Source organism: Helcococcus sp. KG196, assembly GCF_046035495.1.
GTDB lineage: Bacteria > Bacillota > Clostridia > Tissierellales > Peptoniphilaceae > Helcococcus > Helcococcus ovis.
The window spans coordinates 22,183-45,146 of record NZ_JBFNFI010000009.1 but is presented as its reverse complement, the minus strand read 5'-3'; the positions used below and the strand labels follow the sequence as shown (position 1 = coordinate 45,146).

Genomic DNA, 22,964 nt, shown 5'->3' with positions numbered 1-22,964 from the left:
TGCAAAAATTAATGCATTATCCTTTTGATTTACAATTTTTTGATTATTTTATCTGTGTTATGTATTAAAAAATTCATATTTTTGAGTATAGCACTTCTAGTAATCATTCCTATATATTTATTATCATCTGAAACTACATTTATGAAGTTATAGTTAATTAAAAGATTCATTACATCTTCTAATTGATAATTTTCATTTATTATTGCGTAGTGATTATCTATAAAATCTTTGACTTTATAATTACTTAGTTTATCAAAATCGTTAAATAGTTCTTCACCTAAAATTCTATATATATGATGCAAAGAGATTAGTCCCTTAAATTTTGAGTCATAATCTAAAACTGGTATTTGAGTATAATTAGATTGTTTTAATATTAACATTGCATGTGTCAGAGCATTATCTTCAAAAACCATGGAAGTATCTTTTTTTGGTATCATTATACTAGCTTCACTAGTTTGTATAAAATGTTCGATATCTTTATTAATCATTTTGTCACCTCATTATAATTATAATATATAAGGTGGAAGTATTCAAAAAATATAACTAAATTTTAAAAAAATACAATTATATACTAAAATATATATATATATATATGTATTAAATAAGGAGGAATTATGAAAAAACAATTTGAAACGGAGTCAAAAAGAATTTTAGATTTAATGATTCATTCAATTTATACAAATAAGGAAATTTTTTTAAGGGAACTTATTTCAAATGCTTCGGATGCTATTGATAAGAGATATTTTAATTCTATTAAATCCGGAAAATCATTAGATAAAAAGGATTTGGAAATTTTTATAGAATTAGATAAAAATAATAGAACGATAACAATATCAGATAATGGAATTGGAATGACCAAAGAAGATTTAGAAAATAATTTGGGAACAATTGCTAAAAGTGGTTCTTTAGATTTCAAAACATTAAATAAAGATGATGAAATATCAATAATAGGTCAATTCGGTGTTGGTTTTTATTCTTCATTTATGGTTGCTGATAAGATTGAAGTTAAAACAAAATCTGAAGGTGGAGAAGCTTTATCCTGGATTAGTGAAGGAGCTGAAGGATATGAAATAATAGAAACTTCAAAAGATGAAATTGGTACAGAAATTAAATTGTATATGAAAGAAAATACTGAAGATGATAACTTTGAAGAATATTTAAATCAAGGATTTATTAGATATTTAGTAAAAAAATATTCAAATTATATTAAATATCCAATTAAGATGAATGTTGAAAAATCAAAACCGGGAGAAGATGGAAATACAGAAAATTATACCGAAGAAGAAGTATTAAATTCTATGATTCCTATTTGGAAAAAAAATAAAAATGATGTTACAGATGAAGAATATAAGAATTTTTATCATGCACAAAGATATGGATTTGATGATCCATTAGCTTGGATACATTTGAGTGCGGAAGGTATAATAAACTATAAATCAATATTATATATTCCTTCTCAAAAACCTTTTGAATATTATACAAGTAATTTTACAGGTGGACTTGAGCTTTATTCAAACGGTGTAATGATAATGGAAAAAAATGAAGACTTATTACCTTCGTATTTGTCATTTGTAAAAGGGATTGTGGATAGTGAAGATTTATCATTAAATATTTCCAGAGAAATTTTACAAAATGATAGAAGAATGGTAAGTATTTCTAAAAATTTAGAAAAGAAAGTTTTATCTGAATTAAAATCTATACTAAATTCTGATAAGCAAAGATATGGAAAATTCTTTGAAGAATTTGGATTGAGCTTAAAAGCAGGCATTTATGAAAGTCAGGGAGCTAAAAAGAAAGAAATTGAAGACTTATTATTATTTAAGACTTCAAAATCAAAAGAAATGGTAACTTTAGAAAAATATCTTGATAATAAGAAAGAAGATCAAGAATTTATATACTATGCAACTGGGGAATCATATGAAAATATTGATAGCATGCCCGCTTTACAAATGTTAAAGAAAAAAGATATAGAAGTAATCTATCTTGACGAACATATCGATGAATTTGTAATTAAGGTTATGGAAAGTTATAGGGATATTAAATTTAAGTCTGCTTTTGATGAGGAAATTGAATTGGAAGATAATTCTGAAAAAGAAGATAAAAAGGAAGATGTAAATCAAAAAGAATTATTTAATAAGATGAAAGAAGTTTTAGGTGATGAAATAGTTGATATTAAGGCAAGTAAGAGACTGGTAGATGATGCATCATTTTTAACATCTAAAGGGGATATTTCAATTGAAATGGAAAAAACTCTTTCAATGCAACAAAATCCAATGGGGATTAAAGCACAAAAGGTATTAGAAATTAATCCAAATCATATTTTATATAAAAAATTGATGGAATCTTTATCTGTGAATGATACTGAAAAAATTTCATTAATTACAAATGTTCTTTACAATCAGGCTAGATTAATATCTGGTTTAAAAGTTGATGATATAGTTAAATTTACTCAAGATGTAAATAGTTTAATTAAATAAAAAAATTGACGTTAACAATTAACCAAAAAGGTTATTTTGTTAACGTTTTTTTATTTGTAATTTACTTGTGATTATAATTATGCTATAATTCAACGAAGACAAAAATTATTAAAGCGCCAGATCCATTTATGGATGACGAGGGACGGAGTTATCGAATTTCGGCGGATGCTCCGAAGGTATCACAGCCTAAGTACTCTACAAATATTTAGAGTAATCTGAATGACAAATAGAGTAAAGTGAGTCTTAATATAATTTAATATTAGGAGGTGCACTATGTGCGGGATTGTAGGATACTGTGGAAATAAAAATGCTACAGAAGTTGTTTTAAGAGGATTGGAGAAACTGGAGTATAGAGGATATGATTCGGCGGGTATTTCAGTTATAGAAAATGCTACTCTTAAAACATTTAAAAAAGTTGGGAAGTTAAGCAATTTAGTAAATTATTTAAAAAATAATCCATTAGAGGGAAATGTAGGGATAGGTCATACAAGATGGGCTACTCATGGTATACCATCAGAAATCAATGCTCATCCTCATTTGAATAAAAATGGTACTATATCAGTTGTTCATAACGGTATAATTGAGAATTACGAAAAATTAAAGGAAAAATTAGTTTTAGAAGGTTATGAATTTAAATCTGAAACTGATACAGAAGTAATAGCTCATCTTGTGGATAAATATTATGAGGGGGATTTGGTTGAGGCAGTAGCTCAAACTGTAAAAATTTTAGAAGGAGCTTATGCTATTTGTGTAGTTTGTGAGGATAATAGTGATGAATTAGTTGCAGTGAGAAATAAATCGCCACTTCTTCTAGGCGTATCTGACAAGAATAATATGGTTGCTTCTGATGCTGCATCTATTGTTGAGTATACTCAAGATGTGATATATTTGGATGATAAAGAAATTGTTTATTTAAAAAATGAAGAAAAACCTGTCATTTATGATTTTGATTTAAATGAATTAAATAAAGAAATATCCAAAATAGATTGGAATTTGGAAGATGCCTCAAAAGAAGGATTTGATCATTATATGATGAAAGAAATTTCCGAACAGGAAAGTATTGTATCAAATACATTAAACAGGTTGGTTAAAGAATATAATATTAAACTTGGAGAACACACATTCACAAAAGAAGAATTTGAACAATTTGACAATATTTATATAACATCATGTGGTACTGCTTTACATGCAGGACAAGTCGGAAAATATTTGATAGAGAAATTTGTTGAAATACCTGTTAGAGATGAAATTGCATCAGAATTTGCCTATAGTAAACCATTTATAAATGATAAATCATTAGTTATAGTAGTTAGTCAATCTGGAGAAACAGCAGATACATTAAATGCTATAAGATTATCTAAAAAACTGGGTGCTAAAATTTATGCTATAACAAATGTTGTGGGCTCAACAATTGCTAGAGAAGCGGATAAAGTTTTATATTGCCATGCAGGACCGGAAATTTCAGTTGCATCAACAAAAGCATATATTTCTCAAGTTACAAATTTCTATTTATTTACTCTAGATTGGGCTTATAAAATTGGTAAAATATCAGAAAAACAAAAAAATGAAGTTTTAGATGAATTACTTAAAGCTTCAAAAGTAATAGAAAAATTATTAAGTAATAATGAATCATATAAAAATATCGCAAATAAGATTATAAATGATGAGTCGGTATATTTTATCGGAAGAGGTGTAGATTATATAACTTCAAAAGAAGCATCATTAAAACTTAAGGAAATATCATATATCCATTCAGAATCATTTCCTGCCGGAGAGTTAAAACATGGTACAATCGCATTAATTGAAAATGGAACTAAAGTTTTTGTTTTATCGACACAGGATAACTTAATTGATAAAATGATTTCTAATATACAGGAAATTTCTGCAAGAGGTGCTGAGGTATATACTATTGGGTTTGATAATAGTGAGTTAAAGAAAAATAGCAAGATATTTATTGAAATACCAAAAATATCAGATTTAGTAGCACCACTTGTAAGTGTTGTACCATTACAAATTATTGCATACTATACAGCTTTGTTAAAAGGAAACGATGTTGATAAGCCTCGTAATTTAGCTAAATCAGTTACAGTTGAATAAAAGTAAAATTGGCTGTTGCAAAATAAAATATAGCTTTTAAATTACAAAAATTTAATAAAAATATAAAATCAGCCATAGATCTCAATATCTAGGGCTGATTTTATAATTATTAAAATTTAATTTCTATAGTAAAAAAACTACTACCTATAATCTGGACACATAAAATGATATTTTGCAACAGTACCTTTTTATATTAATCTAATTTTTTTAATATCATCATAGTTCGACTTGGGGAATAAATTTTTAGTTGATAATCAAAATCAGAACCAAAAATTTCAAAACTCTCATATATATATTCTTTAGAAATTCTGTTCATTCCACCAAATTTTATATCATCACTACTAAATATAACTTTAAATCTACTTTTTTCTTCTATAGGAATTGTCAATCCTTCATAAGATCTGGTTGGATGAAAATTGTAAATAAAGTAGAGATTATTTCTCTTAAATATAACCAGCTTAAATTCATTTTCAATCATTATTAATCTTGGTCGATATGAAAGTAGATTATGAGTTTTAGAAAAGTTAATACTTTCTTTATTAAATTCGTTTAACCATTGATATTTTAAGTTTTTATCATCTACTAAATGCCATTGTCTTTTAGCGTATTTATATGACCAATTATTTCTTTCTGAAGGGAAATCTAACCATTCTGGATGACCGAATTCATTACCAATAAAGTTTAAATATCCGTCAGACGCAGTATTTAATGTTATACTTGTAATTAATTTATGAAGAGAAATAGCTCTGTGTATTAAAAAACTTTGATTATGCAAATTCATATTTTTATAAATTTCAGCATCTGCTAATTTAAACATTATAGTTTTATTTCCAACAATGGATTCGTCGTGACTTTCGGCATAAGATATTGATTTTTCTTCTGGTCTGGAAGATGTTAATTCATGCCACATTTTAAACATATTCCAGTTGTGATCATCTTGATATAGTGATTGTTTCCAAAAATTAGATACACCCATATTAAATCTATAATCAAAACCTAGTCCTCCATCTTTAATAGGAAGGCATAACCCAGGCATTCCACTTACATCTTCTGCTATAGTTATATAGGATGAATTCATTTCTTTAATAAGTTCATTAGCAAGAGTTAGATAAGTAGTTGCATCTAAATCTGTGTTTAATGAGAAATAATCATCGTAAGAATTGAAGTTTCTTCCTATACAATGATCAAGGTACATCATGGATGTAACACCATCAAATCTAAATCCGTCGAAATTATATTCTTCAAGATAATATTTCAAATTGGATAGTAAAAATTTTAATACATTAATTTTGCTGTAATCGAAAATTCTTGAGTCCCAAAGACTGTGTTCACCCCTTTTTCCTGAATAGAATAATTGATACTCAGTTGTATCATAATAATTTATACCTTCATTAATATTTTTAGAAGCATGACTATGAACTATATCCATTAAAACAGCAATTTCTAATTTGTGTGCTTCATCAATTAATAATTTCAAGTCCTCAATATCTCCAAACCAATGTGAAGCAGCAAAGAAATTAGTTACATGATATCCAAATGAACCATAATATGAATGGGAAGCAACAGCCATTATTTGAATTGTATTATACCCTAGATTTTTAATTCTAGGTAAAATATCAATAAATTCTTTATAGCTTCCTATACCATTTTTTTCTTGTGCTATGCCAATATGTACTTCATATATAAATGGTTTAAATTTTCTAGGAATAATAAATTCGTTTTTAAATTTATATTTTCTAGAAGGATTGTTCATAATGCCATAAAAATCTATATGATTATCTTCATATTTTTCTTGATTTACCTTAGTTATAAACATAGGCACTTTGTAGTTTAGTTTACCATTTTTAACAATAATAATTTTAATTCTGGAATTATGAGGAATGCTTCTAATACCCTTAACAAAAATTTCCCAAGTATCTTCATTTATTCTTTTTAGTGGATGAGAAGTAGGATTCCAATTATTAAAATCGCCGGTTAAATAAACTTCATCTGCTGCGGGTGCCCATTCTCTATAAAACCAACCTGTTTTAGACTTTTGGAAACCGAAATATTTATGAAAATTAGCTATTTTGGATAATTTTCTCTTTCCGTTTAATAATTTCTTCTTTTTATTTTTATATTTTTCTATCCTTAATATAATGTCATTTTTATATTTTCTTAAATTTGGATCAATATTAAATATTAATAAATTATCATCTTTTTTTGGCATTTTTTCCTCCTTTTATTCTATTATACAATAGATTAGCTTAGTAGCAAGGAATATTTATTTAAAAATTTGTTTTTCAAAAAATATTTGTTTCTAAATTATAGAAATTTATTTCAATAAGTTATATAATTAAAATAGTAAGGGGGCGAGATGAAAGGAAAATTTATTGTTTTTGAAGGTTCTGATGGTTCTGGGAAATCAACCATTTTAGAAAAAGTTAAAAAGTATCTTGATGATAATAAAGTTGATTATATTTTTACAAGAGAGCCGGGAGGGACTAAAATAGGAGAACAAATTAGAAATATTTTGTTAAATAATAATAATGAAGATATGGATGATAAAACAGAAGCTTTATTATTTGCAGCTCAAAGAGCTCAAAATGTTGAAGAAGTTATAAAAAAAGGAATATCTGAAGGTAAATTAGTTATTTCTGATAGATTTGTACTTTCATCTTTAGCTTATCAAGGATATGCACGTGATTTAGGAGTTGAAGGAGTAAAGTCTATAAATGATTTTGCAACTGGAGCATTAAAACCGGATTATACATTTTTCTTAGATGTAGATCCTATTACAGTTTTAAATCGAAAAAAGATTTCTGTAAAAGCGGATAGACTTGAGGAAGAAGGTAATTCATTTCACGAAAAAGTATATCAGGGATATAAAAAATTATTAGATAAAAATACTATAATAATTGATGCGTCTAAGAGTGTAGAAGAAGTAGAGAAAGAAACTTTAGAAAAATTAATAAAAATATTGGAGGCAAAATGAAACTTTTAATATCAATAGTTCAAGATAATGACGTAAATTTACTTATGGATGATTTAGTAGAAAAAGAATTTTCAGTTACGAAATTAGCGACTACAGGAGGATTCTTAAAAGAAGGAAATACTACATTATTGATGGGTGTGGAAGAAAATAGAGTACAAGATTGTTTAGATATTATAGAGGCAAATTGTAAAAAAAGAAAAACAACTACAAGTATAATAAATTCTAATTTACAAGGTCCAATGTTCCAATCATTTCCGGTTGAAATTGAAGTTGGTGGAGCAACAGTATTTATTTTAGATGTAGATAAATTTATTAAACTATAATGTTAAACGAAATTTTAGATAAGCAAATTAAAAATAATAGTATATTTAATGTTTATATAGTTGAAGGTTCTTTAGAGGATGCTAAAAAACAATGTTTGTTGTTTACACAAACTATTTTTAATAGAAAAGATGTTGAAAATTTAGTTAATATAGTAAAACCGGAAAACAATAATATTTCAATAGATAATATAAGAAATTTAAGCAAATTGGTTTATGAGAGTCCGATAAAATATGATTATAATATATTTATTATAGAAGATGCCGGATTGATGAAGGTTGAGGCACAAAATGCCTTGTTAAAAACATTGGAAGAATTGCCGGGATATTCTATAGTATTTATGACTATTGATAATAGGTATAAACTATTAAACACTATAATTTCAAGAAGTCAAATTATTAATATTTTTGATAAAAAAGATATAGATTTTGAATCTGAAACATTTAAAAATTTAATATATTTATTGAATAAGGCTTTTGAGGGAAATTATTATATAATAAATAAAGAAAAAAATTTAATTAAGGATTTATCTGAAAATAGGAATGAAGTTTTAAAAATTATGACTCAAATTTACAGTGATGCAATTTTTAAGGTAAATAACACTAAAAATTTAAGATATAATGCTATAATAAAAAAAATGTCAAAGATTTCAAATTTGTCATTGGAAGAGATGATTAGAAAAAATGAAGAGTTTAAATCTTTATTGAAGGTAAATATTAATTTTCAATTGATAGTAGAGAAAATTATTTTAGATTTAATAGAAAAATATAAAAAAGTTAGGTAATTATGAAATTTAGTAAAAGAATAATTTTTTTATCAGTGCTTTTTATGCTTTTTATAATTTTTCCAAAAAATATTGTAAATGCAAATGCCACATATAAAGTAAATGAAGAAATTTCATTTGGTAGAACTTATGAGTTTGAAGAACCGGTAAATGGTAGTATCATAATTTCAGGTGCGGCAGAAGATGTTATAAATATTGGAAATCAAGAAGATAAAGTATTTGAAAATAATATATCTATAGTATCTAAATTTACACCAGATAAAATAGGTATCTATAAATTAAATATAGAAGTTAATGTTGTATCAGCTAATGGAATAGATTTAAGTAAAAATGATACTGTATATTTTGTTGTTACAGATGATGGCAAAGAAATGACAAATGATGAGATGGATTCATTTATAAAAAACAATAATTTAACTGGTCAAGATTTAGCGAAAGAGTACATTAATACTCCATATTTAAAATCTATCAAATTAAAAAATGGTAAATTATTAGAACCTGTTACTAAAGATAGAACTGAATATAATATTGAAGTATTTGATAATGCACAAAGATTAGAGTTTGTATTAGAAACCGGAGATGATAATACAAAGGTTGATGGTAACTTAGTAGTTAATCCTAATAATCAAAGAATAAATATAATTGTTGTGTATAATAAAAATACTAATTTGTTATATACATTTAAATGGAAAAAACCTAAGGTTGATATATTTAAATTTAGAGATGAAAATGGTATAAATAGAGAATTGGTATATGACTTTGTAAATAGAAGGGAATATAAAAATCTTAAATCGAAAGAAATAGATTTAAAAGGTCAAAAATTTAAGGTTTTTGAAGATGAGATAGGAAATTTACTTATTCCATTAAGGGAAAAAAATTCATCCGGGCTTCCAGATTTATATAAATTTACTCAAGATGGTAAAATAGTACAAAAATTGAAAAATTTTTTTAGTATTAATTCTCAAACGTTTAGACAAGGAAATTTCAAGAGAATATTTAATGAAGATCAAGTATTATTTAATCTTGAAGAAGTAGAAATTAAAAATTTGAATTATGCAAAGGGATATAAAATAAATAGAACTGGATATGAAAACCAATATTTAGTAAATTTAACTGGACCAAATGGTAAATCAAGCTGGTACCAATATGATGATACACCAAGTATTAAACAATTAATAAAATTGGATTTTCCAGAAAATGTTTTTGAAGATACGTTAGCCAATTATTTTGGTATAAAATTAAATAATGACTATTCGAAATATAAGTACTCTTTATACGACGTTGGACTTATGATAGTAGCATTTGTTGCATTTATAATTTTAATAATTGGTAATATTGTTTTAAATAAGAAAAATAAAAAATAAAAGAGCGTAAAGCTCTTTTTTATTAGGAGATGAAATGATATATTTTATTCCTACGCCGATAGGAAATCTTGAAGATATAACACTTAGATCTCTTAGAATACTAAGAGAAGTAGAATATATAGCATGTGAAGATACAAGAACGACAAAAAAATTATTAGATTATTATGATATACATAAAAAACTAATATCTTATCACAAGTTTAATGAAAAAGAAAGGATAGACGAATTAATAAATTTAGCTATAGATAATGATATTGCCGTAGTTTCAGATGCTGGTATGCCGGGAATATCAGATCCGGGCAATATTTTAATAAATGCATTAATTGAAAAACAATTAAAATATACAGTTTTACCGGGTGCAAGTGCATTTACCACCGCTCTTGTAATGAGTGGGTTTAATAGCATAGATTTTGAATTTTTAGGATTTGTGCCTAGCAAAAAGTCTGAAAAAACAAAATTTATAAAAAATTTATTAGAAAAAAAACATACTTTGATTTTTTATGAAACACCACATAGGATAAATGATACAATAAAAGAATTATCTGAGTTTATTCCTAATAGAAAGATTGCTATTGTAAGAGAAATTTCAAAAATATATGAGGAAGTTAAGATATTTTTAATTAAAGACTATGAAAATATTTCAATAACTGAAAAAGGTGAATTTGTGGTAATAATTGATACTGATGATACTATTGAAGAAATCAGTGATGAGTTTATACTTAAAAAGTTAAATGAGTTATATCAAAAAGGTAAAACAAAGAAATCGGCAGTAAAGATAATCACTCAAAAATATAATTTAAATAAAAATAGAGTATATGAATTGTCTATTACTACATAATTCAAACATTTTGGTTTGTTATGTTATAATTAAAATAAATAAAGATTAGGAGAAGAGATATGAAATATTTTGGAACAGATGGATTTAGAGGAGAGGCTAATATAGACTTAAATGTGAATCACGCTTTTAAAATAGGTAGATTTTTAGGTGACTATTTTAAAAAACAAAATAAAGATTCTAAAATAGTTATCGGAAAGGATACAAGAAGATCAAGTTATATGTTTGAATCAGCACTTGCAGCAGGTATTACTTCAAGTGGAAGTGACGCATATTTACTTCATGTAACAACTACTCCAAGTGTTTCCTATATAACAAGAACAGAAGATTTTGATTGCGGGATTATGATATCGGCAAGTCATAATCCATATTATGATAATGGTATAAAGTTAATAGGAGGAGATGGATATAAATTAGAAGGAGATATTTTAGAAGAAATAGAAAAATATATAGATTCTGAAGAGGATACAATTCCCTTAGCTAAAGGTGAAAATATCGGAAGAACAGTAGATTATCTTGTTGGAAGAAATAGATATATTGCATATTTAGCAACAGTGGTTACTAAATCATTTAAGGGAATTAAGGTATTAGTTGACGCATCTAATGGAGCTGCATATCAAATATCAAAAAATGTTTTTGATATTTTAGGGGCTGATGTTGATATGATTAATGACAGACCTGATGGATACAATATTAATAAAGATGCAGGATCCACACATATCGAAAATTTAGCGGAAAAAGTTGTTGAAGGTAAATATGATTTAGGTATTGCATACGATGGTGATGCAGATAGATGTTTAGCTGTAGATGAAAATGGAAACATTATTTCCGGTGATCATATAATGTATATATTTGGTAAATATTTAAGAGATATTGGTGAATTAAATAAAAATATTGTTGTTACAACTGTTATGTCAAATTTAGGGTTATATAAAACTTTAGAATCACAAAATATAGAATATATTCAAACACCGGTAGGTGATAAATACGTTTCGGAAGAAATAAGACAAAACGGATATAGTGTCGGAGGAGAACAATCTGGACACATTATATTATCAAAATATGCTACAACGGGTGATGGTATATTAACATCATTGAAATTGATAGAAATTATGGTTAAATCAAAATCATCATTATCATTGTTGGCAAAAGAGTTAAAAATATATCCTCAACTTTTAGAAAATTTAAGAATCACAGATAAAAATATTGTTTTAAATGATGAAGATGTTCAAAAATCTATAAAAGAAGTAGAAGAAACATTAAAAGATTCTGGTAGAATTTTGGTTAGACCTTCAGGTACGGAACCACTTATAAGAGTTATGATTGAAGCTGAAACAGATGAAATTTGTAAAGAAAATGTAGAGAAAGTTGTTAAAGTTATAAAAGAAAAAGGTTACTTAAAATAAGATTATGGGAGGTTTGATGAAAAAATTAATAGTTTCTGATTATTGTGCAGAGATAAATGAAAAAATTGAAAAACAAGAAAACGTTAAAAGAGTTCCATTTTTTATAGATATAGAAGATAAAAGTATTGTTGCAGATGATAGTGCTGATATAGATGAACTTATTCAATTAATGAATAATTCTAAAGAAGTTGTTAAAACGGCAGCACCTACTCCAGAATATTTTTATGAAGCAGGAAAAGGATATGACGAAATATATTATGTAACTATTTCTTCAAAATTATCTGCAACATATAATAGTGCAATAATTGCAAAATCAATGTTGGAAGACGAAAATCCAAATGTTAAAATTCATGTATTTGATTCTAAATCTGCGGCATGTGGTGAAACTCAAGTTATTAGAGCTATACAAGAACAATTAGAGTTAAATAAAAAATTTGAAGAAGTTGTAGAAAATGTTACAGCGAAAATCGAAAAATTAAATACAATATTTGTATTAGAAAACTTAGATAATTTAATTAAAAATGGAAGAATGTCGAAAGTCGCCGGAATGATTGCTTCAGCTTTGAAGATTTATCCGGTATGTGTCGGGGTTGATGGGGCTATAGAAGTTAAATATAAGCCAAGAGGAATAAAATCAGCCTTAAATAAAATGATAAGTGCTATTGGTGAATTAACGAATATTTATAGTGATAAAATTTTGTATATTACACATATAAGGAATGAAGAAAGAGCTAAAAAAATTAAAGAAATGGCTGAAGAATTTTATGATTTTAAGTCAATAGAAATATTAGAAGGGACAGCATTATCTACTGTTTATGCAAATGAAAACGGAATAATTTTGGCGTTTTAACTATGAAAGATAAAAAGAAAATAGAAATAATATTACTTTTTATTATAGCTATTTTTTTCTTTATATTAATTATTCTTCCTAAGAAAAAAACTGAAGTTAAAATTGACAGTTACAAAAATTATATTGTAAATCCAAGAAAAAAATTAGATAAGGATGTCTTAAAAGTTGGAGTTCCGTTAAGAGAGAAACCGTTAAATGTTTTTGATGATGGTGATGGAACGGTGTCACTATTATCTAGATTAATTCATCCTTCGCTTTTATACAAGGACAAAAATGATAAAGCAAAACTTGAAATAGCTGAAGAATATTGGTATGAAGATTTAGGAAAAACTATTTCTGTTAAATTAAAAAAGGATTATAAGTTTTCAAATGGAGAATTATTAACTGCTAAAAATGTATACAATACATATTTAGTTTTAGCTGATCCTTCATATTCTGGAAAATATGTTAATTATGTTAATAATTTAAAGGGATATTTCGACTATAAATTAAAAGTAACAGATAAATTACATGGTATAGAGGTATTAGGCGATTATTTTATTAAATTTCATTTTAATGATGCAAGTTTTTCAAATATTTATTCTTTAATGTTTCCTATAGTTAATATAAAGAAAACAGATTTTAGATACAATGATTTATCTAAGGTTAAGTATGTTGATTTGTTAAACGGGGCGGGAAGATATAAGGTAGAAAATATTGTAGATGAAAATATAAAATTGATATTGAAAGATAATAAAAAAAACAAAGATATTAAAATAAAAAAAATAGAAATTTCTTTTTGGGATTATCGTGATGCAATGCATAAATTTCAATCTGGAGAATTAGATATTTTGTATAAATACCCAAAAGGAAAAAATTTCTATAGAGATTATAATGAAAGAACTAGACAATATTCTAATCATATAGATTTTCAGTCGGTCATTTTTAATTTTATTGGGTTTAATCAAAAAAGTAATATTTTTAAAAATGAAAATTATAGAAGGGCACTTAGAGATTCTATAGAAGTAAAAAAAATATTTGAAGAAAAATATGGAAAAGATGTTTATGATTTTCCGGAAATACCGGTATATAAAAATTCATGGTTTAATAGTGATAATTACAAATTAGATAGAAAAAATAATTTATCAGAGGAATTATCTAAAAAATATAAACGTCAAGGTAAATATTTTATTGATAAAAATGGTGAATATATAACAGTCAAATTAGCATATATGGAAGAAGATAGTTTCGCTAATGATATTAAAGAATATATTGTTAATGAAATTGAAAATGAGGGTATAAAGGTAAAGTTAAAATCATTGTCACCTCAAGAAATGTATAAACATTTAAATGATGAAGATGAAGATTACGATATTTATATTTCACAAGGAAGAATGACTGAGATACCTTCATATCAATATGATAATAAAAATAAAGAGGGTAAATACGAAAATATAAATACATTGTTAGATACTTCTTTTTATTATATTTTAGAAAAAATTAGAGAAGATGTTTATAGTGAAGAGTTAAATAAATTAACTTATCAATGGAAGAAAAATTTCGATAAAACAACACCATATATAGTTTTATCAACAGAAAATATTACGTCTATAATAAATAAAAGAGTAAAGGGTATCTACATAAATGAGTTTATTGGATTATCAGATATAGAAAATTTAAAAAATATAGAATTTACAGATTAATAATTTTTTATGCTATAATAATAAGGCTGAAAAATATTAATTTTTAGGAGGAATAAAATGAGTAAGTTAGTATCAAAAGAAAATAATAAGGCTGTTTTTGTAGAAACAGTAAAATTTGATGTTTTTAAAGAAAAATTACAAGAAGCATATCAAAAAAATAAATCTAGATTTAATATACCTGGGTTTAGAAAAGGAAAAGCACCAAGAAGAATTATTGAGATGAATTATGGTAAAGAAGTATTTTATAATGATGCGTTGGATTTAATTTTACCTGATGCATATCAAAATGCAATTGAAGAATTAAAAATTACACCTGTTTCAAGACCACATGTAGACTTTGGCAAAATTGAAGAAGGTAAAGATATAGAATTAAAATTTGAAGTAGAAACATATCCTGAATTTGAATTAGCAGACTATACAAAATTAGAAGTTACAAAACAAGATACAGAAGTAAAAGAAGAATTAGTAGAAGCTAGAATTCAAGATGAAATTCAAAAAAATGGGGTTATAAAACCTGTTGAAAGAGAAATTCAAATAGGTGACGTGGTAAATATTGATTTTGAAGGCTTTAAGGATGGAGTAGCATTTGAAGGCGGTAAGGCTGAAGGATACGATTTAAAAATCGGCTCAAAATCATTCATCCCAGGATTTGAAGAAGGTTTAATTGGTAAAAAATTAGGCGAAGAAGTAGAATTGAATTTAACATTCCCGGAAGAATATCAAGCAGAAGATTTAAAAGGACAAGAAGTACTATTTAAGGTAAAAGTTAATGAAGTAAAAGAAGAAGTATTTCCGGAATTAGATGATGATTTTGTAATGGATGTTTCAGAATTTGATACAGTTGATGAATACAAAGAATCAATTAGAAAAGAATTAAAAGAAAATTTAGAAAAAAATAATGAAATTGAATTAGAAAATCAAGTAATCGAAGAAGTAATAAGACGTACAGAAATTAGCGTGCCTAATCAAATGATTGAAGATCAATTAGAACAAGAATATCATGAATATACTCATCAAATAAGCCATATGGGAATTGATATGAAGACATATTTCCAATTAACAGGATCAAGTGAAGAACAAATTAGAGAACAATTGAGAGAAAGAGCTGAAAATAAAGTGAAAATAGACTTGATTTTAGAAAAACTTGTAGAAGAAAAAGAATATGCTGTTTCTGACGATGAAGTAGAAAATGAATATAAAGATGTTGCAAAACAATATAAAAAAGAAGATGATGCTGAATTTATTGAAAAAATGAAACAACAAGTATCACCTGAAAGAATTAAAGTAATTTTACAAAGAAGAAAAGCTGTTGATGAATTCAAACAAAATGTAGTATTTGTTGACAAAAAAGAAGAAAAAGAAGAATCAGAAGAAAAATAATATTATATTCTGAAATAAAGGAGGAAATATATGCCATTAGTGCCAACAGTTATAGAAACGACCAATAGAGGTGAAAGAGCATACGATATATATTCTAGATTATTAAGAGAAAGAATAATTTTTGTATCAGGAGAAATAAATGATCAAATGGCAGATATTATAGTAGCACAATTATTGTTATTAGAATTTGAAGATCCTGATAAAGATATACAATTGTATATTAATTCTCCAGGGGGATCTGTAACAGCAGGATTAGCTATTTATGACACAATGAATTACATTAAACCTGATGTGTCGACTATTTGTATCGGACAAGCTGCAAGTATGGGAGCTGTATTGTTGACAAGTGGAGCAAAAGGTAAGAGATTTTCTTTACCAAACTCAAATATTTTAATACACCAACCGTTAGGTGGGGCACAAGGTCAAGCAACAGAAATTAGTATAGTTGCAGAACAAATATTAAAAATCAGAGAAAGATTAAATAAAATACTTTCAGATCAATCAGGTCAAAATATTGAACAAATTAAATTAGATACTGAAAGAGATAAATATATGACAGCTCAAGAAGCGTTAGAATATGGTCTAATAGACAAAGTGATTGAAAGTCATAAGGAGATTTAATGTCTGAATTTATGGAACATGAATCTTATTGCTCATTTTGCGGTAAATCATCAAGTGATGTTAGATTAATTTCCGGACCAAATAATGTATTTATATGTAATGAATGTGTAGATTTGTGTAAGGAAATTTTAACTGAAGAAAAAGAAGTAGTTGATGATATGGATTTTTCAAATCTTCCCATACCACAAGAAATCAAGCAATATCTTGATGAATATGTTATAAAACAAGATAAAGCTAAAAAAACGTTGGCTGTTTCAGTTTATAATCACTATAAAAGAATTAAATATGCTAAGGAAACAGATACTGAGATTCAAAAATCAAATATTTGTCTTGTGGGACCAACGGGATCAGGTAAAACTTTATTAGCTCAAACATTGGCTAAAGTTTTGGATGTGCCATTTGCAATAGCTGATGCTACAAGTTTAACTGAAGCCGGATATGTTGGGGAAGATGTTGAAAATGTAATATTAAAATTAGTTCAAGCAGCAAATTACGATGTTGAAAAAGCACAAAAAGGTATAATTTATATAGATGAGATAGATAAAATTACTAGAAAATCTGAAAATGTTTCAATTACTAGAGATGTTAGTGGAGAAGGGGTACAACAAGCTTTATTGAAATTAATTGAAGGGACGATAGCAAATGTACCGCCAAAAGGGGGTAGAAAACACCCTAACCAAGAGTATATCCAAGTAGATACGAGTAATATTTTATTTATAGTTGGTGGAGCGTTTGAAGGTATTGAAAAGCTTATAGAAAATAGAACTGAAAAGAAATCAATAGGATTTGGAGCAGAATTAGGTGGTAAACATATAGAAAATTTAGGTGAAAAGCTAAAAAATATTTTACCTCAGGATTTAATGAAATACGGATTAATACCTGAATTTATAGGGCGTATTCCAATAATTGTTACACTTGAAGATTTAAACGAAGAAGCTCTAGTTAAAATACTTACGGAGCCTAAAAACGCTTTAATAAAACAATATCAAGAACTATTTAAGTTAGATGGAGTTGATTTAATTTTTGAAGATGGATCCATTGAAGAGATTGCAAAATTGGCTATAAAAAGAAATACAGGTGCAAGAGGACTAAGAGCCATACTAGAAGATAAATTGTTAGACATTATGTTTGATATACCAAGTAAAAAAGATATATCTAAGTGCATAGTTAGTGTTGAAACAATAAGGGATAATAAATCTCCACAACTAGTATAGGGGCTTCTTAGCCTTTTTTATTAAGGAGTATAAATGAATAGTATTTATAAAAAAACTAAATTAAAAATGCCTATGCTTCCACTTAGAGGTATATGGATATATCCATCAATGTCAATTAGTTTTGATGCCGGAAGAGATTTTTCTAAAAAAGCTATTGAAATTGCAGAACAAAAAGATGCTTACATATTTTTAACTGCACAGATTGATGCAGTGGCAGAAGAAGCTGATATAGATAATTTTTATACTTATGGGGTTATATCTAAAATCAGACAAAGTATAAAATTACCGGATGGTAATTATAGAGTTTTAGTGGATGGATTGTATAGAGCTAAAATTTTAAAATATATTGATAATCAAAGCGGATATTTTGAAGTTGAATTAGAAAAAGTAGAATATGAAGGAGAAAAAGATAGCATAAAATATGCTGCATCAAAAAAATTGTCTTTAGAATATTTGAAAAATTTTATGGAGTTTAAGAAAAATATTCCTCAAGAAGCTATATATAGTTTGGAAGAAATTGTAAATCCATCAAAATTTGTGGATACATTAATAACATATATAAATCCTAATATTGCTGACGTTCAAAAATTTTTAGAAGAATATGATGTAACAACAAGACTTGAAAAAGTTATTCAGCATATGGCTAATGATATAGATGTACTAAGATATAAACAAATTATAGAAGATAAAGTAAAAGAACAAATCAATAAAGGCCAAAAAGAATACTTTTTAAGAGAACAGTTACAAATAATAAAGTCTGAATTAGAAGGTGATGGTAACTCATTAAATTTTGTTGAAGAATATGAAGAAAAAATAAATAGTTTACCTATTAGTGAAGAAAATAAAAATTATTTATTAAAAGAGTTATCTAGATTAGAATATATTCCAAATGCATCACCGGAAGTAAATGTTATTAGAGGATATTTGGATAATGTATTAGATATTCCATTTGGAAAATTTTCAGATGATGAGATTAACATTGAAAAATCAAGAAAAATATTAGATAAAGATCACCATAGCTTAAAAGATGTAAAAGAAAGAATACTTGAGTTTTTAGCAGTTAGAAAATTAAAAGAAGATGTTAAAGGTTCAATTTTATGTCTTGTAGGGCCTCCGGGAGTTGGTAAAACATCAATAGTTAAATCTGTAGCAGAAAGTATGAATAGAGAATATATCTCTATGAGACTTGGAGGTCTTACAGATGAAAGTGAAATTAGAGGTCACAGGAAAACTTATATTGGTGCAATGCCGGGGAGAATAATTACAAGTTTACAAAGAGCTAAGACGTTAAACCCAGTATTCTTACTTGATGAGATTGACAAGGTAGCATCAAGCTATAAAGCGGATCCAGCTTCAGCCTTGCTAGAAGTTTTAGACCCAAATCAAAATACAGAATTTTTAGATAGATATATTGAAATTCCTGTGGACTTATCAAGGGTAATGTTTGTAACTACTGCAAATACAACATCTACAATTCCAAGACCTTTATTAGATCGTATGGAAATAATAGAGTTATCAGGATATGCAGAATATGATAAGTTAATTATTGCAAAAAAATTCTTACTTCCAAAACAAACTAAAGAAAATGGCTTAAAATCATCTCAATTGCAAGTTTCAGACAGTGTTCTTGAATTAATTATAAAAAATTATACAAGAGAGTCAGGAGTTAGAAATTTAGAAAGACAAATTGCTAAATTAGCTAGAAAAGCAGCTATGAAAATTGTAGAAGGGGCTAAAGTAGTAAGAGTATCTGTTAAAAATTATAGAGAATTTTTAGGTAAAGAAAGAATTTTAGATGATGATATAGTAAGAACTCCGGAAGTTGGGATTGTTACAGGTCTTGCATGGACCCCGGTAGGTGGAGAATTACTTCAAATAGAAATAAACACCATGAAAGGAAAAGGTAAAATTCAACTGACTGGATCTTTGGGTGATGTTATGAAAGAATCAGCAATGGCTGCACTTTCATATATTCGTTCAAATCAAGAAAAACTTAATATTTCAGAAGAATCATTTGAAAAATTAGATATTCATTTACACGTTCCTGAAGGAGCAACACCAAAGGATGGACCATCAGCAGGTATTACAATTTCAACCGGGATAATTTCTGCACTTACAAATCGAAAAGTAAGACAAGATATTGCAATGACTGGAGAAGTAACCATTAGAGGTAGAGTTTTACCTATTGGTGGATTAAAAGAAAAATCTCTTGCAGCACGAAGATATGGAATAAACAATATAATAATTCCTAAACTAAATGAAAAAGATTTAGAGGATATCCCTGAAGAAATTAGAAATGATATGAATTTTTATCCTGTAAGTTCAGTGGAAGAAGTAATAAAGTTAGCATTAGTAAATGAGGAAAAAAATGAAAATAATTAACCCTGAGCTTGAAAAAATAGCAGTTAAACCTGAACAATATCCATCAAATAATCTTCCGGAAATAGCATTAGCAGGTAGATCAAATGTTGGGAAATCATCTTTGATTAATTCTCTAGTAAATAGAAAAAATTTGGCAAGGACAAGCTCTAAACCTGGAAAAACAAGAACAGTAAATTTTTATAATATTGACGGAAAATTTAGATTAGTTGATTTGCCGGGGTATGGGTATGCTGCTGTATCAAAATCTGAAAAAGATAAATGGGCAGAAACAATTGAAACATATTTAAGTGTTAGGGAAAATCTTAGAGAAGTTATTTTACTTGTTGATATAAGACATGAACCTACAGAAAATGATGTGATGATGTATAATTGGATAATTGAAATGGGATTTTCAGGATATGTGATTGCCACAAAACTTGATAAAATAGGTAAATCTAGATTGCAACAACATATAAAAACTGTGGCTACTAAACTTGGTATAGATGATAGAAAGAAAATAATTTACTATTCTTCAGAAACTAAGGAAAATAGAGATTATATATATAAATTTATTGAAGAGATAATATAAAATTATTGATGATAAACATAAAATATGTTTAATATAATTATAAAATTATTTATATATGTTTTCTAATAAGGTAATAGATATACAAAAGAATTTTTTTATGATATAATTACTTGTAATAGTGAAAGAAAAGTTTATACTTTATAATAAAAACGGAGAAAGGAGTTAAAATGATTAAATTAGATAAGTTATTAATAAAAGAAAAAGAAATATTTGGTTTGAAAACGACTTTTGAAGTTTTAGATAAAGATTGGGAAACTATACTCACCTAATGTTAGGCTTATGAGATTAAGAGTTATTTAATTTATATAATCTTGAGGAAGCGAGCATATTTTATAATTTTAATTGATAATTATTTTAAATCAGAAAGATTTTTCTTTCTGATTTTTTTATGTGAAGGAGAAAAAATGAATTTTTTATATTATTTAAGGAAAAAGTGGAAGTTAACCTCAGTTATAATATTATTAAATATATTAGAACAATTTTGTGTAGTATTTTGGGGATTTTCAACAGCTAAACTTATTACTAATATATCTGGGAAAAATATTAATGAGTTTAGGTTTTGGCTTATATTAATGATAGCAGACATAACAATTTGGATATTTGAGATATACTTAAAAAAAATATATTATCAAAAATGGGTCCAAGAAACTAATATAGAGATAAGGAAAGATATAACAAAAAAATTATTAAATACAGATTACAAGGAATATGTAAAAAAAGACACAGGAGCATATATTTCATGGTTAACAAATGATATTTCAATGATAAATGATTATGGTTTTGATGTTTTGAATTATGTAATTGGACAAGTTATTTCAATTATTTTTAGTGTAATTGCAACAGTATACTTTAATTTTTCTATATTATTTACAATGATTATTTTAGCGATATTTGTTATAAATGCACCAAAGTTATTTAAGAAAAAAGTACAATCTGAAATGGAAAAAGTAAGTATTGAAAATGAGAATTTAACAAATGATTTAACCGATATTTTTAACGGATATGAAGATTTAAAATTTTTGAACTTAGAAGATTATATGATTAATAGAGTAGAAAGATCATCACGAAAATTAGCTAGACAAAGGTATATTTATGCAGATATATCAGGAAAAATGTCAAGTGTTGTAAATGGAACAAGTTTAGTAAGTCAAGTAATATTATTTTCTCAAACAGCATATTTGTTTTTTTATGGATTATTACCAATAGGCGCAATAAGTGGTATTCAATATTTTTCAGCGCTTATATTTTCAGGTTTAACTGGATTATCTGCAAATTTACTGGAAATGAAAGCTGTAAATCCAATATTTAAGAAATTTGATAATATAATTGAAAGTAAAAGTATTGAATTATTAAAAATTAATTCATCATTAAATAATTCAATTGATTTTAAAAATATAAATTTTAGGTATGGTAATAATACAAAAATATTAAATAATTTCAGTTATAACTTTGAAAAAGGGAAAAAATATGTGATAATAGGAGATTCCGGTAAAGGTAAAACTACATTATTAAATATTTTAATAGGAAAATTGGAAAATTATGATGGAGATATAATGTGGGATAATAAAAATATTAAGGAAATAAACAAAGATTCAATAAGAAATAAAATTATATATTTGAATCAAAATCCTCACATATTTAATGCTAGTATAAAAGAAAATATTCTTTTATCAGAAAATATAAGTATAGATAGATTAAATAAAGTCATAAAAGATGTAGGTTTGGAACCTTGGATTAAAACTTTGCCAGATGGTATAAATACAATCATAAAAATGAATGGAAAAAACATTTCAGGAGGACAAAAGCAAAGAATAGTAATTGCAAGAGGATTATTGAGAAATAAAGATATTATTTTACTTGACGAATCTACATCATCACTCCATAATGAAGCAGCAGTTGAAATTGAAAAAATGATATTTTCAAATAATGATTTAACAGTAATTATGGTTACTCATTTATTAAGGGAAGAAATAAAAAATATGATAGATGATATTATAAAAATGTAGGAG

The 22,964-nt window shown here is 26.3% G+C and carries 18 protein-coding genes; 16 read left to right on the top strand and 2 right to left on the bottom strand.

Annotated features, from left to right (window positions below; genetic code table 11):
* Positions 1-29: 29 nt before the first annotated feature.
* Positions 30-488, bottom strand: a complete 459-nt coding sequence (gene cbpB / locus ABGF45_RS05205) for a cyclic-di-AMP-binding protein CbpB (RefSeq protein WP_134711322.1) — start codon at positions 486-488, stop codon at positions 30-32.
* A 126-nt stretch (positions 489-614) separates the two neighbouring features.
* Here cbpB and htpG point away from each other — a divergent pair, with 126 nt between their 5' ends.
* Together htpG and glmS are read left to right on the top strand one after the other, a co-directional pair.
* Positions 615-2,477, top strand: coding sequence for a molecular chaperone HtpG (htpG, locus tag ABGF45_RS05200; protein WP_209021574.1), 1,863 nt, complete (start codon positions 615-617; stop codon positions 2,475-2,477).
* Between the two features lie 273 nt (positions 2,478-2,750).
* Positions 2,751-4,574, top strand: coding sequence for a glutamine--fructose-6-phosphate transaminase (isomerizing) (gene glmS, locus ABGF45_RS05195; protein ID WP_134711320.1), 1,824 nt, complete (start codon positions 2,751-2,753; stop codon positions 4,572-4,574).
* A 193-nt stretch (positions 4,575-4,767) separates the two neighbouring features.
* Here glmS and ABGF45_RS05190 read toward each other — a convergent pair whose 3' ends face one another.
* On the bottom strand, positions 4,768-6,783 hold the full coding sequence (locus ABGF45_RS05190) for an alpha-amylase family glycosyl hydrolase (protein WP_134743887.1): 2,016 nt from the start codon (positions 6,781-6,783) through the stop codon (positions 4,768-4,770).
* 147 nt (positions 6,784-6,930) lie between these two features.
* On the opposite strand from ABGF45_RS05190, the gene tmk reads away from it, so the two are divergent.
* From tmk to ABGF45_RS05120, 14 genes are all read left to right on the top strand, one after another.
* Positions 6,931-7,548: a dTMP kinase gene (tmk, locus tag ABGF45_RS05185; RefSeq protein WP_134711318.1), complete on the top strand. Its 618-nt coding sequence runs from the start codon at positions 6,931-6,933 to the stop codon at positions 7,546-7,548.
* A complete protein-coding gene (locus ABGF45_RS05180) occupies positions 7,545-7,871 on the top strand; it encodes a cyclic-di-AMP receptor (RefSeq protein ID WP_134711317.1) in 327 nt (108 codons plus the stop codon). The genes tmk and ABGF45_RS05180 overlap by 4 nt, the downstream gene beginning before the upstream one ends.
* Positions 7,871-8,653, top strand: coding sequence for a hypothetical protein (locus ABGF45_RS05175; RefSeq protein ID WP_134711316.1), 783 nt, complete (start codon positions 7,871-7,873; stop codon positions 8,651-8,653). Before ABGF45_RS05180 ends, ABGF45_RS05175 begins: the two co-directional genes overlap by 1 nt.
* 2 nt (positions 8,654-8,655) lie before the next feature.
* Positions 8,656-10,017, top strand: coding sequence for a hypothetical protein (locus tag ABGF45_RS05170; protein WP_134711315.1), 1,362 nt, complete (start codon positions 8,656-8,658; stop codon positions 10,015-10,017).
* Positions 10,018-10,051: 34 nt separating this feature from the next.
* Positions 10,052-10,855: a 16S rRNA (cytidine(1402)-2'-O)-methyltransferase gene (rsmI, locus tag ABGF45_RS05165; protein ID WP_134743886.1), complete on the top strand. Its 804-nt coding sequence runs from the start codon at positions 10,052-10,054 to the stop codon at positions 10,853-10,855.
* Positions 10,856-10,914: 59 nt separating this feature from the next.
* On the top strand, positions 10,915-12,258 hold the full coding sequence (gene glmM / locus ABGF45_RS05160) for a phosphoglucosamine mutase (RefSeq protein ID WP_134711313.1): 1,344 nt from the start codon (positions 10,915-10,917) through the stop codon (positions 12,256-12,258).
* A 16-nt stretch (positions 12,259-12,274) separates the two neighbouring features.
* Positions 12,275-13,108 (top strand): DegV family protein, encoded by an 834-nt coding sequence (locus tag ABGF45_RS05155; RefSeq protein WP_167554078.1) that lies wholly within the window; start codon positions 12,275-12,277, stop codon positions 13,106-13,108.
* Positions 13,109-13,110: 2 nt separating this feature from the next.
* Entirely contained in the window at positions 13,111-14,790 is a 1,680-nt protein-coding gene (locus ABGF45_RS05150; protein WP_134743885.1) for an ABC transporter substrate-binding protein, read from the top strand.
* 57 nt (positions 14,791-14,847) lie between these two features.
* Entirely contained in the window at positions 14,848-16,170 is a 1,323-nt protein-coding gene (tig, locus tag ABGF45_RS05145; RefSeq protein ID WP_134711310.1) for a trigger factor, read from the top strand.
* 30 nt (positions 16,171-16,200) lie between these two features.
* Entirely contained in the window at positions 16,201-16,791 is a 591-nt protein-coding gene (gene clpP / locus ABGF45_RS05140) for an ATP-dependent Clp endopeptidase proteolytic subunit ClpP (RefSeq protein ID WP_134711309.1), read from the top strand.
* Entirely contained in the window at positions 16,791-18,005 is a 1,215-nt protein-coding gene (gene clpX / locus ABGF45_RS05135; protein WP_134711308.1) for an ATP-dependent Clp protease ATP-binding subunit ClpX, read from the top strand. The genes clpP and clpX overlap by 1 nt, the downstream gene beginning before the upstream one ends.
* A gap of 33 nt (positions 18,006-18,038) precedes the next feature.
* Positions 18,039-20,387, top strand: a complete 2,349-nt coding sequence (gene lon, locus ABGF45_RS05130) for an endopeptidase La (protein WP_134743884.1) — start codon at positions 18,039-18,041, stop codon at positions 20,385-20,387.
* Positions 20,374-20,955 carry a ribosome biogenesis GTP-binding protein YihA/YsxC gene (gene yihA, locus ABGF45_RS05125; protein WP_134711306.1) on the top strand — a complete coding sequence of 194 codons (582 nt, stop codon included), beginning with the start codon at positions 20,374-20,376 and terminating at the stop codon, positions 20,953-20,955. Before lon ends, yihA begins: the two co-directional genes overlap by 14 nt.
* A gap of 404 nt (positions 20,956-21,359) precedes the next feature.
* Entirely contained in the window at positions 21,360-22,961 is a 1,602-nt protein-coding gene (locus ABGF45_RS05120; RefSeq protein ID WP_134743883.1) for an ABC transporter ATP-binding protein, read from the top strand.
* Positions 22,962-22,964: the final 3 nt, after the last annotated feature.

Bases quoted from the DNA above. Each gene is read 5' to 3' on its own strand.
- cbpB (WP_134711322.1), bottom strand. From the start codon at position 488: ATGATTAATAAAGATATCGAACATTTTATACAAACTAGTGAAGCTAGT.
- htpG (WP_209021574.1), top strand. From the start codon at position 615: ATGAAAAAACAATTTGAAACGGAGTCAAAAAGAATTTTAGATTTAATG.
- glmS (WP_134711320.1), top strand. From the start codon at position 2,751: ATGTGCGGGATTGTAGGATACTGTGGAAATAAAAATGCTACAGAAGTT.
- ABGF45_RS05190 (WP_134743887.1), bottom strand. From the start codon at position 6,783: ATGCCAAAAAAAGATGATAATTTATTAATATTTAATATTGATCCAAAT.
- tmk (WP_134711318.1), top strand. From the start codon at position 6,931: ATGAAAGGAAAATTTATTGTTTTTGAAGGTTCTGATGGTTCTGGGAAA.
- ABGF45_RS05180 (WP_134711317.1), top strand. From the start codon at position 7,545: ATGAAACTTTTAATATCAATAGTTCAAGATAATGACGTAAATTTACTT.
- ABGF45_RS05175 (WP_134711316.1), top strand. From the start codon at position 7,871: ATGTTAAACGAAATTTTAGATAAGCAAATTAAAAATAATAGTATATTT.
- ABGF45_RS05170 (WP_134711315.1), top strand. From the start codon at position 8,656: ATGAAATTTAGTAAAAGAATAATTTTTTTATCAGTGCTTTTTATGCTT.
- rsmI (WP_134743886.1), top strand. From the start codon at position 10,052: ATGATATATTTTATTCCTACGCCGATAGGAAATCTTGAAGATATAACA.
- glmM (WP_134711313.1), top strand. From the start codon at position 10,915: ATGAAATATTTTGGAACAGATGGATTTAGAGGAGAGGCTAATATAGAC.
- ABGF45_RS05155 (WP_167554078.1), top strand. From the start codon at position 12,275: ATGAAAAAATTAATAGTTTCTGATTATTGTGCAGAGATAAATGAAAAA.
- ABGF45_RS05150 (WP_134743885.1), top strand. From the start codon at position 13,111: ATGAAAGATAAAAAGAAAATAGAAATAATATTACTTTTTATTATAGCT.
- tig (WP_134711310.1), top strand. From the start codon at position 14,848: ATGAGTAAGTTAGTATCAAAAGAAAATAATAAGGCTGTTTTTGTAGAA.
- clpP (WP_134711309.1), top strand. From the start codon at position 16,201: ATGCCATTAGTGCCAACAGTTATAGAAACGACCAATAGAGGTGAAAGA.
- clpX (WP_134711308.1), top strand. From the start codon at position 16,791: ATGTCTGAATTTATGGAACATGAATCTTATTGCTCATTTTGCGGTAAA.
- lon (WP_134743884.1), top strand. From the start codon at position 18,039: ATGAATAGTATTTATAAAAAAACTAAATTAAAAATGCCTATGCTTCCA.
- yihA (WP_134711306.1), top strand. From the start codon at position 20,374: ATGAAAATAATTAACCCTGAGCTTGAAAAAATAGCAGTTAAACCTGAA.
- ABGF45_RS05120 (WP_134743883.1), top strand. From the start codon at position 21,360: ATGAATTTTTTATATTATTTAAGGAAAAAGTGGAAGTTAACCTCAGTT.